The organism is Agromyces sp. NSFZ (assembly GCF_056156205.1).
Window position 1 is genome coordinate 2,676,412 of sequence record NZ_CM149585.1, and the last position, 13,686, is coordinate 2,690,097.

Here is a 13,686-nt window from a genome sequence, read left to right on the forward strand (position 1 = left end):
ATGAACGGCGACGTTGCCGGCCATGATGACTGGCACCCTACGGCCACCATCCGCGACAATTCGACTTGTCAAGTATGCGGGCCGCCTCCCAACATGGTCGAATGGGGACACTACAAGACCCCGATCAGGTCTCGTCACACGACGGATCGGGATCGACGGAGCAGGGGCGCGCGGCTCGATCGCCGTGGGTGCACGTCGTCTGGATCGTCGGCAGCGTGCTCGCTGGTGTTATCACTGTGGCGACCATCGTGATTCCGTGGGTCGCCGACGCATCGCGGCGCCCTACGAGCGGTGAAACGCTCGTAGGCGGCCTCACTGCCAGCGCCGAGCCGAGTGCAGCGCCGTCGACTGAGGCTGTGGCGTCCGCCAGCACCGCCTTCGCGCGCGATTCCGAGTACTTGGGATGGATCAGCGGATCGGTCTCGGTGGAGGTCGATTGGAGTTCGTTCCCCCTCGACTCGACCGACGAAACCGGCTGCGGCGATGCGCAGGAGGAGTGGCTTTCGAGCAACGGCATCCCGAGTCTGCAGCCGTCTGTCTCGGGCGAGCTGCTCAACATCGCGACCACGGGCGGGTCGCTCTCACTACGCAATCTACGAGCCGAGGGCGGGTTCGTTCAGCAGGATCCGCCGCGCGTGAGGTTCTCGTGCTACGTCGGCGGCATAGGCGCCGTGTCCCGGCCGATCTGGACCTCACTGACACTCGGCGACGATGCTCCGGCCGTGTTCATCGAGAACACCGAGCCCCAGCCGATCGACACCGAGACCACCCCGCCTCACCTCATCGGAACGCCCTTCGTACACAACCTCGCCCCGGGCGAGATCCTTCAGCTGACGGTCTTCTTCGAGACCCTCGACCAGGGACAGGACTTCGTCGGCCGCATCGTCACCGACGTGATCGCCGACGGGCACACATCCGAACACGTCCTCGCCGAGGGCCGTCTGTACGCGTCACCGGGCTCAGTCGAGGCCGTGTCGGGGTACTACGCGTTCGGGCAGCTCCACTGCATGCCCGCCGGCGTCGCGCTCGACGACTCCTCGATCAGCGCCGAAGACATCGCGCAGTACGCGTGCACCCCACTCGAATTGCAGGCAAGGGCGTCGGCGCAATGACGTCGGGGGAAACACCAGATAACGACCACCTCACACGAGCGCCGAACATGCATGTTCCCGACGAGCCACCGGCTATCGAGCCCTCGTTCGGCGAGGATTCCAAGGCACAGGAGACGCCACCACTGTCAGCTGAGTCATCCGAGACCGAGCGTGTGCTGGATGATGCGACCAGCCCGCCGTCGAGTGCGGGAACGCCCGCACAGCCGACGGCGGATGAGGGGCAGCGGACACCCACCGCACACCCCAGCGCAGTCGCGCCTGCATTCCACGAAGCGATCGAAGCGCCACTCGACGAGCGAACGCCGGCGGCTCGGACTGCACCACGGCACGAGACGACGACCTCGGACGCACAGAACCTCTTCTCTCCGGCACGGATCGACGTGCCCGCCTCGGTCCCCGTTGCACGAATCGAGACGACCACCCGCGCCCCGTCCCCCTCCGCAATCGCTTCGACAGCCCTCGGCCAGCGCCGTGCGCGCCGACGCCAGGCTTGGAAGCTCACAGGAAAGGTGTTGTCTTCGATCATCGCTGTCGTCTCACTCATCGTCGGTGTGATCGCCGTCGTGCCGATCCTGACTCGCGATGCGACGAACTTCTCCGCGCTTGAGGTCAGTGTCGTTCCCTTTCCCGCGACGAGCACAGACTGGGCCGTCCCTCTGACGGCCCCTTTCAACACCTTCCCCGCCGGCGCGGAAGACACGTGCAGCGATGCGCAGCGAGACTGGCTCCTTGCCTACGGAACGCCGATCACATCGCGCATTCTCGTCGACATGAGGAACACGGCATCCGAGGGACCGATGCTGACGGTCAAAGACTTCCGCATCAAGGGCGAACGAACGGCTGCGTCGCCCGCCGCCCTGCGAGTGATCTGCGATACCGAACCGGCCAGCAGTGTGGCGATCCGGACCGCGCGACTCGACTCGACTACTGATGAGAGCCGCGCAGTCCTCGACGCAAGTGCGTTCGGCGCGACGACTGACGGCCTGGAAGATACGCCCGTTGCGTGGAACCTGGCACCAGGCGAGACGGGGCTGGTCATCATCGAAATGAGCGCCCCAACGACCCTTGCGGGTCATCTGACAGCGACTGTGCTGAACTCGAATGAGTCGCGCGACCAGTTCTTCGACGAGTTCGACATTGCCCTGACGCCGCTCGTTGAGGATGGCCGGGTCTACCTACGAGCCGAACGCGAGCTCGTGTGCGTCGACGTCTCTGGCGATGCGCCGACCGATTGCGACGCACAGCAACTCATCGATCCCTAGGCGCGCGTCGCCGAAGGCTCCGAAGGGCGCGGGCGTCTTTCACGCACGCGTGCGGAGTTGGGTCGTTGCATGCTCGTCCCACCGCGGCGCTGGCCCACCTCACCGCGCAAGCGTCGCCGACGCTACTGCAGTCGGGAGAGCCCTTCTCTGAACTCGCCCGCCATGGCGAGCTGCTCATGCAGCCGGTCGCGGCGCGCATGGGCCTCGTCGAGATACCGGCGGACGCCCTCGACTGTGGGGCCGCCGACCCCCCGGTGAGGGGCCGGTGCATGGTGATGAAGCCGGTCCGCCACGAACCTCGCACGTGAACAAGTTGTCCCAGGCCTCCATCCCCGAGACCAAGAACGAGACCGGAAACCCGCCCGGCTTCTCGGGCACCAACGCCAGAAGCAGAAGGCCCGGCCAAGGGAGCATTCCGGCCACTTCCAGCGGCCACGATGAGGCCGAGCATGTTCCGAGACGGTTCCTTGAGCTCGGCCAACGCTACGAATTGAACTGCAGATCAACCCGATCTCCGCCAGACTCGAACCAAGATTCATTCGTACTGAACCAAGTCCACTTCGGCGACGTCGAACGAACGAAGATCCCGGATTTCCGGGCGCGAGAAAGCGCACGACACGCTCGCGAAGGCCCGAGTAAGTAGCGGAAACCAGACGCGCGAGCGGTGCCACCCACGAACGCGAAAACCCCGGTTTGACCGGGGTTTCCTTGTTGCTGGGGTACCTGGACTCGAACCAAGAACAACTGAACCAGAATCAGCCGTGTTGCCAATTACACCATACCCCAATGGCCTGGAACCGAAGCCCCGGGCCGACATGCAACTCTAGCCTACGCGAGGCGGCCCGACCAAACTGAGCGAGCCTCGCCCGAGGCCGACCCGGTCGCCTACCCGAGCCGCGCCGCCAGCCGGTCGATGCGCTCGAGCGAGTCGATCTTGCCGAGGATCTGCATCGACTCGAAGAGCGGCGGCGACACGCGCCGGCCCGAGATCGCCGTGCGCACCGGGCCGAACGCGACGCGCGGCTTCAACCCGAGCCCGTCGACGAGCGCGTCGCGCAGCGCCTCCTCGATCTCGGCGTGATCCCATGCCTCGGCCGGCAGGCGATCGAGCGTCTCGCGCGCGGCCGCGAGCACGGCCGGCGCGTCGGTGGGAAGGCCCGAGACCGCGTCGTCGTCGTACGCCAGCCCCGAGGCATCCGTGAACAGGAAGCCCAGCATGCCGGGCGCCTCGCCGAGCAGCCCGATGCGCTCCTGCACGAGCGGCGCCGCCTCGGCGAGCACCGCCTCCTGTGCGGGCGTGATGGGCGTCTCGACGACGCCGGCCGCCTGCAGGTACGGCACCGTTCGGGCAGCGAAGTCGGCGCCGTCGAGCAGACGGATGTGGTCGCCGTTGATGGCCTCGGCCTTCTTCAGGTCGAATCGAGCCGGGTTCGGGTTCACGTCGGCGACGTCGAACTTCGCGACGAGCTCGTCGCGGCTGAAGACGTCGCGGTCGGCGGCGAAGCCCCAGCCGAGCAGGGCGAGGTAGTTGAGGAGCCCCTCGGGGATGAACCCGCGGTCGCGGTGGTGGAAGAGGTTCGACTCGGGGTCGCGCTTGGAGAGCTTCTTGTTCCCCTCCCCCATGACGTAGGGCAGGTGCCCGAACCGGGGCACGAACGTCGTGACGCCGATGTCGATGAGCGCGTGGTAGAGCGCGATCTGGCGCGGCGTCGACGAGAGCAGGTCCTCGCCGCGGAGGGCGTGCGTGATGCCCATGAGCGCGTCGTCGACGGGGTTCACGAGCGTGTAGAGCGGTGCGCCATTGGGTCGCACCACGACGAAGTCCGTCGTCGAACCGGGCGCGAAGTCGATGCGGCCGCGCACGAGGTCGTCGAAGCCGAGGTCGAGGTCGTCGGGCACGCGCAGGCGCAACGCAGGCTCGCGGCCCGCGGCGCGGTAGGCCGTGCGCTGCTCGTCGGTGAGGTCGCGGTCGAAGTTGTCGTAGCCGAACTGCTTCGGCCGGCCGGCCGCCTCGTTGCGGGCGTCGATCTCCTCGGCCGTCGAGTAGCTCTCGTAGACGTGCCCGGCGGCCTTCAGCCGCTCGACGACGTCGGCGAAGATGTCGAGCCGCTGCGACTGGCGGTACGGCGCGTGCGGGCCGCCGACCTCGATGCCCTCGTCCCAGTCGAGGCCGAGCCACTTCATGGCGTCGACGATCTGCTCGTAGCTCTCCTCGGTGTCGCGCGCCGCGTCGGTGTCCTCGATGCGGAACACGAACGTGCCCCCCGTGTGCCGGGCGTACGCCCAATTGAAGAGGGCCGTGCGCACGAGGCCGACGTGCGGCGTGCCGGTGGGTGACGGGCAGAAGCGCACACGGATGTCGCTGCCGGTGGCGGTGGTGGTGGGATCAGCTGTCTCGGACATACGGGTCAATCGTATCGACCGGCCGGTGAGCGCGATGCCCGCGCTGCGGGGACGCTCAGTTCACGGGCAGGAGCCGCCGCACCACGCCGAGCATGGCATTGACCGCGGGCACGCGGTCGGCGCCGCGAGCCATGACGAGATGGAGCGAGCGCACGTCGGCGCGAGCGGTCGGCCTCGTCACGACGCCGGGATGCCGCGGCGACGCGTCCAGGGCGAGCGACGGCAGCAGGGCCACCCCGAGCCCTTGGGCGACCATGCCCTCGACCGCGACGAAGTTGTCGGTCTCGAACGCGATGCGGGGGCGGAAGCCCGCGGCATCCGCGAGCTCGAGGAGATGACCCCGGCAACGCGGGCACCCGGCGATCCATTGGTCGTCGGCGAGCGCCGCGAGGTCGACGACGTCGGATGCCGCAGCCGGATGACCCTCGGGCAGCAGGAGCTGCATCGACTCGTCGCAGAAGGCGAGCACGTCGAGCCCGCGGGCACTCGCCCGGTGCGGATCGTCGCGGTCGCCGGGATAGCTGAACGTGATGGCGACATCGGCCCGGTCTGCGCGCACCGCGGCGACCGCCTCGGGCGGCTCGGCCTCGACGTAGGTCACGGTGACGCCCGGATGCTCCGCGGCGAGCGTGGCGATCAGCCGCGGCACGAGCGTGGCCGACGCCGACGGGAACGCCACGAGCCGCACCCGACCGGCGCGAAGTCCGCGGATCTCGGCGAGCTCGCCCGCGGCCGCCTCGATCGCGGTCGTCACCGCGTTGGCGTGCCGCGCAAGCACGCGGCCGGACTCGGTGAGCCGGATGCCGCGGCCGACGCGTTCGACGAGGGCGATGCCGGTGCGCTCCTCGAAGCGACGAAGCTGCTGACTGACGGCGGGCTGGCTGTAGCCGAGCGCTTCGGCGGCAGCCGTCAAGGAGCCGTGCTCGGCGACCAGCCGCACGACGCGCACGGTCTGCAGGTCGATGGCGCCGGCGAGGTGTTCGATCGAGGCGTCGGACATACCGGAATCATAACCATGCGTCATGAATACGTAAGACACCTGCACTTGTCGAATGGATGACTCGGGCGAAGACTGACTCTCATGCTCTCCCTTCGCGACCGATTCACCGCGGGCCGGGGCCACCTCGCCGCCTGCACGCTCGGCATCCCCACGCACGCCACCCGGGACGCCGTCCAGCGCGACCTCGACCGCTGGGCGGCGGGCACCGCGAGCGCCCACGACTACTCCGCGGCCCTCGAACGCGCCCGCGGCCACGCCGCGTCGCTGCTCGGGGTCGCATCCGAGCGCATCGCCACGGGGTCCCAGGTGTCGGTGTTCGCCGGGCTCGCGGCCGCTTCTGCACCGCAGGGCGCCGAGGTGCTCTGCATCGACGGCGACTTCTCGTCGGTCGTGGCACCCTTCCTCGTCCGCGGCGACCTGCGGGTGCGCCACGTGCCGGTGCACGCGCTCGCCGCGGAGGTCACCGACGCCACGTGGCTCGTCGCGTTCTCGCTCGTGCAGTCCGCCACCGGCGAGGTCGCCGACGCGGCATCCGTCCTCACGGCCGCCCGGCAGCACGGCGCCCTCACGCTCGTGGACACGACACAGGCGACCGGGTGGATGCCGACGACCGACCTCGACGCCGATCTCATGGTCTGCCATGCCTACAAGTGGCTGAGCGCGCCGCGCGGCGCCGCGTTCGCCGCATTCTCCGAGCGGGCCGCCGACGAGATCGTGCCCTACACCGCGGGCTGGTATTCGGGCGGCGACCCGTGGGCGTCGGTCTACGGCCCGAAGCTCCATCTCGCCGACGACGCGACGAGGTTCGACGTCTCGCCCGCGTGGCACGCCTGGGCGGGCGCCGAGGTGGCCCTCGAGTTCGCGGCGTCGCTCGACGCCGAGGCGGTTCGCGAGTACGACCTCGGTCTCGCGAACGCGTTCCGGGAACGGCTCGGGCTCGAGGCATCCGACAGCGCGATCGTCACCTGGCCCGACGCCGATGGTGCCGACCTCGCCGCGCTCGGCGCCGCCGGCGTCACCGCGTCGGGGCGAGCCGGGCGCGCACGCGTCGCCTTCCACCTGTGGAACGACGAGGAGGACGTCGAACTCGCGGCGACGACGCTCGGCCGCTGACCGCAGGCCGGCCGCTGAGCTCGTCGAAGCGGCCCTTCGACAGGCTCAGGGACCGACGAGCCGATCGTCCGCTGCGGTATTGACCGGGCGGTCAGTCGGTCGTACCGTCGGATCGACCCCGAATCGGGAGCCACCACCTGTCTGAAGGAGGGTGATTCGAATGAGGAAATGGTCACGCTGGGAGGACTGGGTCGCCGTCGCGGTCGGCCTCGTCGCGGCACTCTCGCCCATCTTCATGGAGCGCGAAGGCGCCTCGATGGTCTGGATGGTCGTGCTCGGCGTCCTCCTGATCGCATCCGGGGTGGTGAACCTCGCGATGCCCGGACTGGTCGCCACCGAGTACGTGCAACTCGCCCTGGGCGTGCTGCTGTTCATCGCACCCTGGCTCGGCGGCTACGCCAGCGCCATGGGCCCGGCATGGGTGTCGTGGATCGGCGGAGCATTCGCGGCGATCGTCGCGGCCCTCGCCATCCGGCCGGCCATGCAGGTTCACGACCGCACGGTTCCGCACTGACGACGAGATCCGAACGGGGGCGGCGGCCTGGTCCGCCGCCCCTGCGACCCGCGCGGAGACGACCATGACCACCACACCCGAGACACGCGCGCGCATCCTCGACGCCGCCGAGCGGCTCTTCGCCGAACTCGGCTTCGACGCGACGCCCACGGCTCGCATCGCCCAGACGGCGGGCGTGCCCAAGGGCCTGCTCTTCTACTACTTCCCCACCAAGACCGACCTGCTGCGCGCACTCGTCGGCGAGCGGCTCGCGCTGGACCCGATCGACACGACCCCGTTCGTGACCCTCGGCGATCCGGCGCGGTCGTTGCTCGACGTCACGCGTCGGCTGCACGACCTGCAGGACGCCTCCGACGTGCGTCGCGTCATCGTGTGGCGCGAGCAGCGCACGCATCCCGAGGTGCGCGCGCGGCTGCGCGAGTACCGCGCGCAACTCCAGGGCGTGATCGAACGGGTCCTCGGCGCGAGTCTCATGCACCCGATCGCGGCACGCCGGGTGCGCACGGCAGCGGCGGCATGGGTCGCGATCATCACCACGGCGTCGTCCGCGGATACCACCGGCACCGGCGCTGATGCGGTGGGTGCGTCGGCCGGCGCCGAGGGCGGCGTCCCGATCCCCGATGAAGGCGCCACGGCCCTTCCCGCGTTCGCCGAACTGATCTCGGCAGGCCTGCGAGAGCCGGCCGCCTGAGCTCAGATCGCCGCGCGCACCGGGTTCGACAACGTGCCGAGACCCGACACGGTGACCTCGACGACATCGCCGTCGACTATCGGGCCGACGCCTGCCGGCGTGCCGGTCAGGATCACGTCGCCAGGCAGCAGCGTGAACACGCTCGACGCGTACGCGATGAGCGCCGGGATGGAATGCACCATGTCGGCGAGCCGACCCTCCTGCTTGCGCACGCCGTTCACGCTCGTCTCGATCGTGCTGCGCTCGACGTCGAGCTCGGTGCTGATCACCGGCCCGAGCGGACAGAACGTGTCGAAGCCCTTCGCGCGCGTCCACTGCTCGTCGCGGCGCTGCAGGTCGCGCGCGGTGACATCGTTCGCGATCGTGTAGCCGAAGATCACGCCCGCGGCATCCGCCTCGGAGACGTGCTTGGCGATGCGGCCGATGACGACCGCGACCTCGCCCTCGTGCTCGACTCGCTCGCTCTGCTTCGGCAGCACGATGGCGTCGTCGGGACCGATGACCGAGGTGTTCGGCTTGAGGAAGATGAGCGGTTCAGCCGGGACCTCGTTGCCGAGCTCCGCGGCGTGCTCGCGATAGTTCCGGCCGACGGCCACGACCTTCGAGCGCGGAATGACCGGTGCCAGCAGCTTCGCCTCGGCGAGCGGCACCCGCTCCCCCGTCGGGTCGTACCCGGCGAACATCGGGTCGGACTTCAGCACGACGAGCTCGTGCTCCTCCTCGTCGACGATGCCGAAGGCGATGGTCTCGCCGTGCGAGAAGCGCGCGATCTTCATGCCTCCACCCTACGGGGCCACCGCAGGCGTGTCGGGGATGAGCCGCTTCCCGAGGCTCACGGCCTGGTCGGGCTCGTAGCCGAGCGTGCGGTACCACTCGATGACCCCGGTGTTCGTCGTGCGCACCTGCAGGTTGAGCTTCGGGCAGCCTCGCTCGATGAGGAGGCGCTCGGCCTCGGCCATGAGCCGCGCACCGACGCCCTCGCCGCGATGCGCGGCGTCGACCGCGAGGTAGTTGACCCAGCCGCGGTGCCCGTCGTAGCCCACCATGGCGGCGCCGATGACGGCAGCGGGATGCCCGTCCGTCGGCAGTGACTCGACCACGAGGAACAGCTCGGGCTGCACGCTGAGCTTGCGCTCGATATCGCGGTACGGGTCGTTCCAGGGCACGACGAGGCCGGCGTCACGCCAGAGCGCGACGACGGCCTCGGTGTCTTCCCGGCGGAACGGCCGGATGACCGTGCTCGCCGTCACGCGTCCAGACGGGTCATCCAGCCGTGCCGATCCTCGACGCGGCCGTACTGGATGCCGGTGAGCTCGTCGCGGAGCGACAGGGCGAGCTCCGACGACTCGGCGCCGTGGTGCACGATCTCGAAGTCCTCGGCGAGGAGGCGGCCGATCGGCACCACGACGGCGGCGGTGCCGCAGGCGAAGGCGCCGATGATGTCGCCGGATGCCGCGCCCTCGCGCCACTCGGTGAGGCTGATCGGTCGGCGCTCCACGACGTGTCCGCGGTCGGCGGCGAGCTGCAGGATCGAGTCGCGCGTGATGCCCTCGAGGATCGAGTCCGACTCGGGGGTGAGCAGCGTTCCGTCGCGCTTGACGAGCACGATGTTCATGCCGCCGAGCTCCTCGAGGTTGTCCGCGTCGTCGAGGAACGCGACCTGCTGGCATCCCTTCTCGTACGCCTCGGCCTGCGGCAGCAGGCTCGACGCGTAGTTGCCGCCCGTCTTCGCAGCCCCCGTGCCGCCCTTGCCCGCGCGGGCGTAGGTCGTCGAGAGCCAGATGTTCACGGGCTCGACGCCGCCGGGGAAATAGGCGGCCGCCGGGCTCGCGATCACGTAGTAGTTGACCTTCTTGGCTGGGCGCACGCCGAGGAATGCCTCCTTGGCGAACATGAACGGCCGCAGGTACAGGCTCGTCTCGGCGGCGCTCGGCACCCAGGCGCCGTCGACCGCGATGAGCTGCTTCAGCGAGTCGATGAAGTACGACACGGGCAGCTCGGGGAGGGCCATGCGCCGTGCGGAGCGCTGCATCCGCGAGGCGTTCTCGTAGGGGCGGAAGCTCCAGATGGAGCCGTCGGCGTGCCGATACGCCTTCAGCCCCTCGAAGATCTCCTGCGCGTAGTGGAGCACCGCTGCGGCGGGGTCGAGCTGGATCGGCCCGTACGGCGAGACGCGGGGCCGGTGCCAGCCGCCCTTCTCCGACCAGCAGATGTCGACCATGTGGTCGGTGAAGTGGTTGCCGAAGCCGGGGTCGGCGAGGATCGCCTCGCGGTCGGCGTCGCTTCGGGCGTTCTCGTTGCGGGTGATCGCCCAGGTCAGGCCCGCCTCGGAGGGGGTCTGCAGGGTGAGGTTCGTGGTCGTCATGGTGCCTTCCTTCAGATGCGCTGAATGCCGGTTGCGCTGAACGTCAGATGCGCTGCGTCTCGAGTGCGCCGATCCGCTCGACGATCGCGTCGCCGACCTCGGAGGTCGAGCGTCTCGCGTCGCCGCGCTCGGCGATGTCGGCGGCGACCGCCCGCTGCACCTTCGCCGCGAGCTCCGGATGACCGAGGTGGTCGAGGAGCAGCGCGACCGAGAGGATGGCCGCGGTGGGGTCGGCGATGCCCTTCCCGGCGATGTCGGGTGCGGAACCGTGAACCGGCTCGAACATGCTCGGGAACCGGCCGTCGGGGTTGATGTTGCCCGAGGCCGCCAGGCCGATGCCGCCGCTGATCGCGCCGGCCAGATCGGTGAGGATGTCGCCGAAGAGGTTGTCCGTGACGATGACATCGAATCTAGCAGGATCCGTCACGAGGAAGATCGTGGCGGCGTCGACGTGCAGGTAGTCGACCGCGACATCCGGATACTCGGCGGCGACCGCGTCGACCGTGCGCTTCCAGAGGGAGCCGGCGAAGACGAGCACGTTCGTCTTGTGCACGAGCGTCAGCTTCTTCTTGGAGCGAGCGGATGCCGCGGCGAACGCGTAGCGCACGACGCGCTCCACGCCGTAGGCGGTGTTCACGCTCACCTCGTTGGCGACCTCGGCGGGCGTGCCGACCCGGATCGCGCCGCCGTTGCCGACGTAGGGACCCTCGGTGCCCTCGCGCACGACGACGAAGTCGACGTCGCCCGGGTTCACGAGCGGGCTCGCGACGCCGGGGTACAGCACCGACGGCCGGAGGTTCACGTAGTGGTCGAGCTCGAACCGGAGCTTGAGCAGGAGCCCGCGCTCGATGTTCGCACCAGCCAGCCTCGGGTCGCCGGGCACGCCCCCGACCGCACCGAGGAGGATCGCGTCGTGCTCGGAGATCGCCGCGAGGTCGTCGTCGGTCAGCACGTCGCCCGTCTCGAGGTACCGTGCGGCACCGAGCGAGAACGGCGTCTGCTCGAACGAGACGTCGGTTCCGGCGACGGTCGCATCGAGCACCTTGAGCGCCTCTCCGACTACCTCGGGACCGATGCCGTCGCCCGGGATGACCGCGAGCCTGACCGTGCGTACCATGAATTCTCCTTCGTGCGCCAGCCCTCCCAGCGTACTGTCCGTGCGGGCGGGCGCTCGTTACACTCGGCCTCAGGACGAGGTATCCGCCTCATCGAAACGCGACGCGCCACGCGTCGCCGGAGAGAAAGCAGGACCCCACATGAGTCTCGGTCTCGGTATCGTGCTCTTCGTCATCGGCGCGATCCTCGCGTTCGCGCTGAACCTCGCCGTCGACTGGATCGACCTCCAGCTCGTCGGCTACATCCTCATGATCGCCGGCGCGGTCGTGATCATCCTCGGCATCGTCCTCCTGGCGCGCCGTCGCCGGTCGGTGACGACCTCGCACACGAGCGTCGACCCCGCCACTGGCGAACGGGTGACCCGCAACGAGCACTCCGCGCCCGAGGACCCGATGCTCTGAGTCGCGATCGAACGAACGGCCGCAGGTCTCCGCCCGAACGGAGCCGGCGGCCGTTCGGCGTTCGCGGGGTCGGGCTCGCCGTGCATTGGTCCGCGTCACTCCTCGTGCGGCGGCGCCGGATTGCGAAGTGCGACCGCGGCGACCACGGCCGCGGCGGCCATGAGCGCGACGCCGATGAGCGAGGTCAGCACCACTCCGTCGCCGAAGGCACGGGCAGCGGATGCCGCGAGCTCGGCGCCGACGGCATGGGGCAGCCCCTCGGCGACCGCGACCGCGCCGGCGAGCGTCTCGCGAGCGGCGTCGGCAGCGTCATCCGGAAGGAAGGCGGGCACCTCGACGCCCCCGCGGTAACTCAGGGCGAGGATGCTGCCGAGGACGGCGGTGCCGAGGACCGCCCCCAGCTCGTACGCCGTCTCGGAGACGGCCGACGCCGCACCCGCCTTCGCGGGCGGAGCACTCGAGAGGATGAGCTCGTTGGAGACCGTCTCGGCCGCTCCGACGCCGGCACCGAGCAGCACGAAGGCCGCGACGATCGGGGCGATCGAGTCGACGCGCGTCGTCAGCGCGATGAGGAGGTACCCCGCCGCCGACAGCGCGAGCGCCGACGGCACGAGCACGCGCGGCGGCACCCGCCGGGCGATCGGCACCACGGCGAGGCCCGTGAGGATCATCGCCGCCAGGCCGGGTACGAGCGCCAGTCCCGCCGCGACCGGGTTCAGGCCGGCGATGAGCTGCAGGTGCTGTGACACGAAGAAGAGGAAGCCGACGAGGGCGATCACGCTGAGCAGGTTGACGAGCACGGCGCCGCCGAAGGAACCCTGACGGAACAGCCGCACGTCGAGCAGCGGCGACGTGCTCCGCAGCTGTCGCCGCGTGAACCACACCGCGCAGCACACGCCGATGATGATCGTCTGCACGCCGCCGCCCCCTGGCCCCTCGGTCGCCAGCGACGTGAGGCCGTACACGATCGGCCCCATTGCGGCGAGCGAGAGCACCACGCTCACGAGGTCGACGCGCCCCGGGACGGGATCCCGGCTCTCGGGCACGAGCAGGGGCACGAGCACCAGCATGGGCACGAGCACCGGCACGGCGAGGAGGAACACCGAGCCCCAGGCGAAGTGCTCGAGCAGCACCCCGCCGACGAGCGGCCCCAGGGCGCTGCCTGCCGCGAAGCCCGACGCCCAGATCGCGATGGCGAGTCGTCGCTGCTCGCGGTCGGTGAACACGGCCCGCAGCAGGGACAGCGTCGAGGGCATGAGCATCGCGCCGAAGAAGCCGAGTGCCGCGCGAGCGGCGATGAGCGCCGCGGCGGTCGGGGCGAATGCTGCGGCGACCGAGAGCACGGCGAATCCCGTCGAGCCGATGAGGAGCACACGGCGTCGGCCGAAGCGATCGCCGGCGGCCCCCATCGCGACGAGGAGACCGGCGAGCACGAGCGGGTAGGCGTGGATGATCCACAGCTGCTGCGCCGCGCTCGGGGCGAGGTCGCGCGAGATGGCCGGCAGCGCGAAGCTCAGCACGGTGTTGTCGACCGACACGAGGAGCACGGGCAGCATCAGCACGCCGAGCGCCACCCACGCGCGCCGCGGTGCACGTGCGCGTCGGCCGGGATCGACGGGTGCTGCGGCCTCCGTCGCCGTGGTCCCGTGCTGGGTCTCGACCGTGCGGTCCGTGCTGTGTGTCATTGAAGTCTTCATTACTGCACCGTC

13 protein-coding genes and 1 tRNA gene are annotated in these 13,686 nt (G+C 69.8%); 6 read left to right on the top strand and 8 right to left on the bottom strand.

Annotated features, from left to right (window positions below; genetic code table 11):
• The first annotated feature begins 188 nt into the window (after window positions 1-188).
• Window positions 189-1,112 (top strand): hypothetical protein, encoded by a 924-nt coding sequence (locus ACVFI9_RS12535; RefSeq protein WP_474762551.1) that lies wholly within the window; start codon window positions 189-191, stop codon window positions 1,110-1,112.
• 47 nt (window positions 1,113-1,159) lie between these two features.
• Window positions 1,160-2,374, top strand: a complete 1,215-nt coding sequence (locus ACVFI9_RS12540) for a hypothetical protein (protein ID WP_474762552.1) — start codon at window positions 1,160-1,162, stop codon at window positions 2,372-2,374.
• 714 nt (window positions 2,375-3,088) lie between these two features.
• On the opposite strand, the gene ACVFI9_RS12545 is transcribed toward ACVFI9_RS12540, so the two are convergent.
• The 3 genes from ACVFI9_RS12545 to ACVFI9_RS12555 all read right to left on the bottom strand — a co-directional run bounded on the left by ACVFI9_RS12545 (window position 3,089) and on the right by ACVFI9_RS12555 (window position 5,777).
• Window positions 3,089-3,160: transfer RNA gene (locus tag ACVFI9_RS12545), tRNA-Gln, on the bottom strand.
• Window positions 3,161-3,259: 99 nt separating this feature from the next.
• On the bottom strand, window positions 3,260-4,777 hold the full coding sequence (gltX, locus tag ACVFI9_RS12550; RefSeq protein ID WP_474762553.1) for a glutamate--tRNA ligase: 1,518 nt from the start codon (window positions 4,775-4,777) through the stop codon (window positions 3,260-3,262).
• Window positions 4,778-4,832: 55 nt separating this feature from the next.
• On the bottom strand, window positions 4,833-5,777 hold the full coding sequence (locus tag ACVFI9_RS12555; protein ID WP_474762554.1) for a LysR family transcriptional regulator: 945 nt from the start codon (window positions 5,775-5,777) through the stop codon (window positions 4,833-4,835).
• Window positions 5,778-5,858: 81 nt separating this feature from the next.
• Here ACVFI9_RS12555 and ACVFI9_RS12560 point away from each other — a divergent pair, with 81 nt between their 5' ends.
• The 3 genes from ACVFI9_RS12560 (at window position 5,859) to ACVFI9_RS12570 (ending at window position 8,095) form a co-directional block, all read left to right on the top strand.
• On the top strand, window positions 5,859-6,890 hold the full coding sequence (locus ACVFI9_RS12560; protein ID WP_474762555.1) for an aminotransferase class V-fold PLP-dependent enzyme: 1,032 nt from the start codon (window positions 5,859-5,861) through the stop codon (window positions 6,888-6,890).
• A gap of 160 nt (window positions 6,891-7,050) precedes the next feature.
• The gene (locus ACVFI9_RS12565) at window positions 7,051-7,404 is read left to right on the top strand and encodes an SPW repeat domain-containing protein (protein ID WP_474762556.1); all 354 of its coding nucleotides are present in this window, start codon (window positions 7,051-7,053) and stop codon (window positions 7,402-7,404) included.
• A 64-nt stretch (window positions 7,405-7,468) separates the two neighbouring features.
• Window positions 7,469-8,095, top strand: a complete 627-nt coding sequence (locus tag ACVFI9_RS12570; protein WP_474762557.1) for a TetR/AcrR family transcriptional regulator — start codon at window positions 7,469-7,471, stop codon at window positions 8,093-8,095.
• A gap of 2 nt (window positions 8,096-8,097) precedes the next feature.
• Here ACVFI9_RS12570 and ACVFI9_RS12575 read toward each other — a convergent pair whose 3' ends face one another.
• Genes ACVFI9_RS12575 through ACVFI9_RS12590 form a run of 4 tightly spaced genes read right to left on the bottom strand, consistent with a single transcriptional unit; the run spans window position 8,098 to window position 11,577 of the window.
• Entirely contained in the window at window positions 8,098-8,871 is a 774-nt protein-coding gene (locus ACVFI9_RS12575; protein WP_474762558.1) for a fumarylacetoacetate hydrolase family protein, read from the bottom strand.
• Between the two features lie 9 nt (window positions 8,872-8,880).
• Window positions 8,881-9,345 carry a GNAT family acetyltransferase gene (locus ACVFI9_RS12580; protein WP_474762559.1) on the bottom strand — a complete coding sequence of 155 codons (465 nt, stop codon included), beginning with the start codon at window positions 9,343-9,345 and terminating at the stop codon, window positions 8,881-8,883.
• Entirely contained in the window at window positions 9,342-10,460 is a 1,119-nt protein-coding gene (locus ACVFI9_RS12585; RefSeq protein WP_474762560.1) for a branched-chain amino acid aminotransferase, read from the bottom strand. The genes ACVFI9_RS12580 and ACVFI9_RS12585 overlap by 4 nt, the downstream gene beginning before the upstream one ends.
• Before the next feature lie 43 nt (window positions 10,461-10,503).
• Window positions 10,504-11,577, bottom strand: a complete 1,074-nt coding sequence (locus ACVFI9_RS12590; protein WP_474762561.1) for a 3-isopropylmalate dehydrogenase — start codon at window positions 11,575-11,577, stop codon at window positions 10,504-10,506.
• A 139-nt stretch (window positions 11,578-11,716) separates the two neighbouring features.
• Between ACVFI9_RS12590 and ACVFI9_RS12595 the strand changes: the two genes are divergently transcribed.
• Window positions 11,717-11,977: a DUF6458 family protein gene (locus ACVFI9_RS12595; RefSeq protein ID WP_474762562.1), complete on the top strand. Its 261-nt coding sequence runs from the start codon at window positions 11,717-11,719 to the stop codon at window positions 11,975-11,977.
• Between the two features lie 95 nt (window positions 11,978-12,072).
• Here the strand turns inward: ACVFI9_RS12595 and ACVFI9_RS12600 are convergent, their stop codons facing one another.
• On the bottom strand, window positions 12,073-13,662 hold the full coding sequence (locus ACVFI9_RS12600) for an MFS transporter (protein ID WP_474762563.1): 1,590 nt from the start codon (window positions 13,660-13,662) through the stop codon (window positions 12,073-12,075).
• Window positions 13,663-13,686: the final 24 nt, after the last annotated feature.

What these genes read in the sequence shown, in the direction of transcription:
- ACVFI9_RS12540 (WP_474762552.1), top strand. Translation starts at nt 1,160, where the DNA reads ATGCATGTTCCCGACGAGCCACCGGCTATCGAGCCCTCGTTCGGCGAG.
- gltX (WP_474762553.1), bottom strand. Translation starts at nt 4,777, where the DNA reads ATGTCCGAGACAGCTGATCCCACCACCACCGCCACCGGCAGCGACATC.
- ACVFI9_RS12555 (WP_474762554.1), bottom strand. Translation starts at nt 5,777, where the DNA reads ATGTCCGACGCCTCGATCGAACACCTCGCCGGCGCCATCGACCTGCAG.
- ACVFI9_RS12560 (WP_474762555.1), top strand. Translation starts at nt 5,859, where the DNA reads ATGCTCTCCCTTCGCGACCGATTCACCGCGGGCCGGGGCCACCTCGCC.
- ACVFI9_RS12565 (WP_474762556.1), top strand. Translation starts at nt 7,051, where the DNA reads ATGAGGAAATGGTCACGCTGGGAGGACTGGGTCGCCGTCGCGGTCGGC.
- ACVFI9_RS12570 (WP_474762557.1), top strand. Translation starts at nt 7,469, where the DNA reads ATGACCACCACACCCGAGACACGCGCGCGCATCCTCGACGCCGCCGAG.
- ACVFI9_RS12575 (WP_474762558.1), bottom strand. Translation starts at nt 8,871, where the DNA reads ATGAAGATCGCGCGCTTCTCGCACGGCGAGACCATCGCCTTCGGCATC.
- ACVFI9_RS12585 (WP_474762560.1), bottom strand. Translation starts at nt 10,460, where the DNA reads ATGACGACCACGAACCTCACCCTGCAGACCCCCTCCGAGGCGGGCCTG.
- ACVFI9_RS12590 (WP_474762561.1), bottom strand. Translation starts at nt 11,577, where the DNA reads ATGGTACGCACGGTCAGGCTCGCGGTCATCCCGGGCGACGGCATCGGT.
- ACVFI9_RS12595 (WP_474762562.1), top strand. Translation starts at nt 11,717, where the DNA reads ATGAGTCTCGGTCTCGGTATCGTGCTCTTCGTCATCGGCGCGATCCTC.
- ACVFI9_RS12600 (WP_474762563.1), bottom strand. Translation starts at nt 13,662, where the DNA reads ATGACACACAGCACGGACCGCACGGTCGAGACCCAGCACGGGACCACG.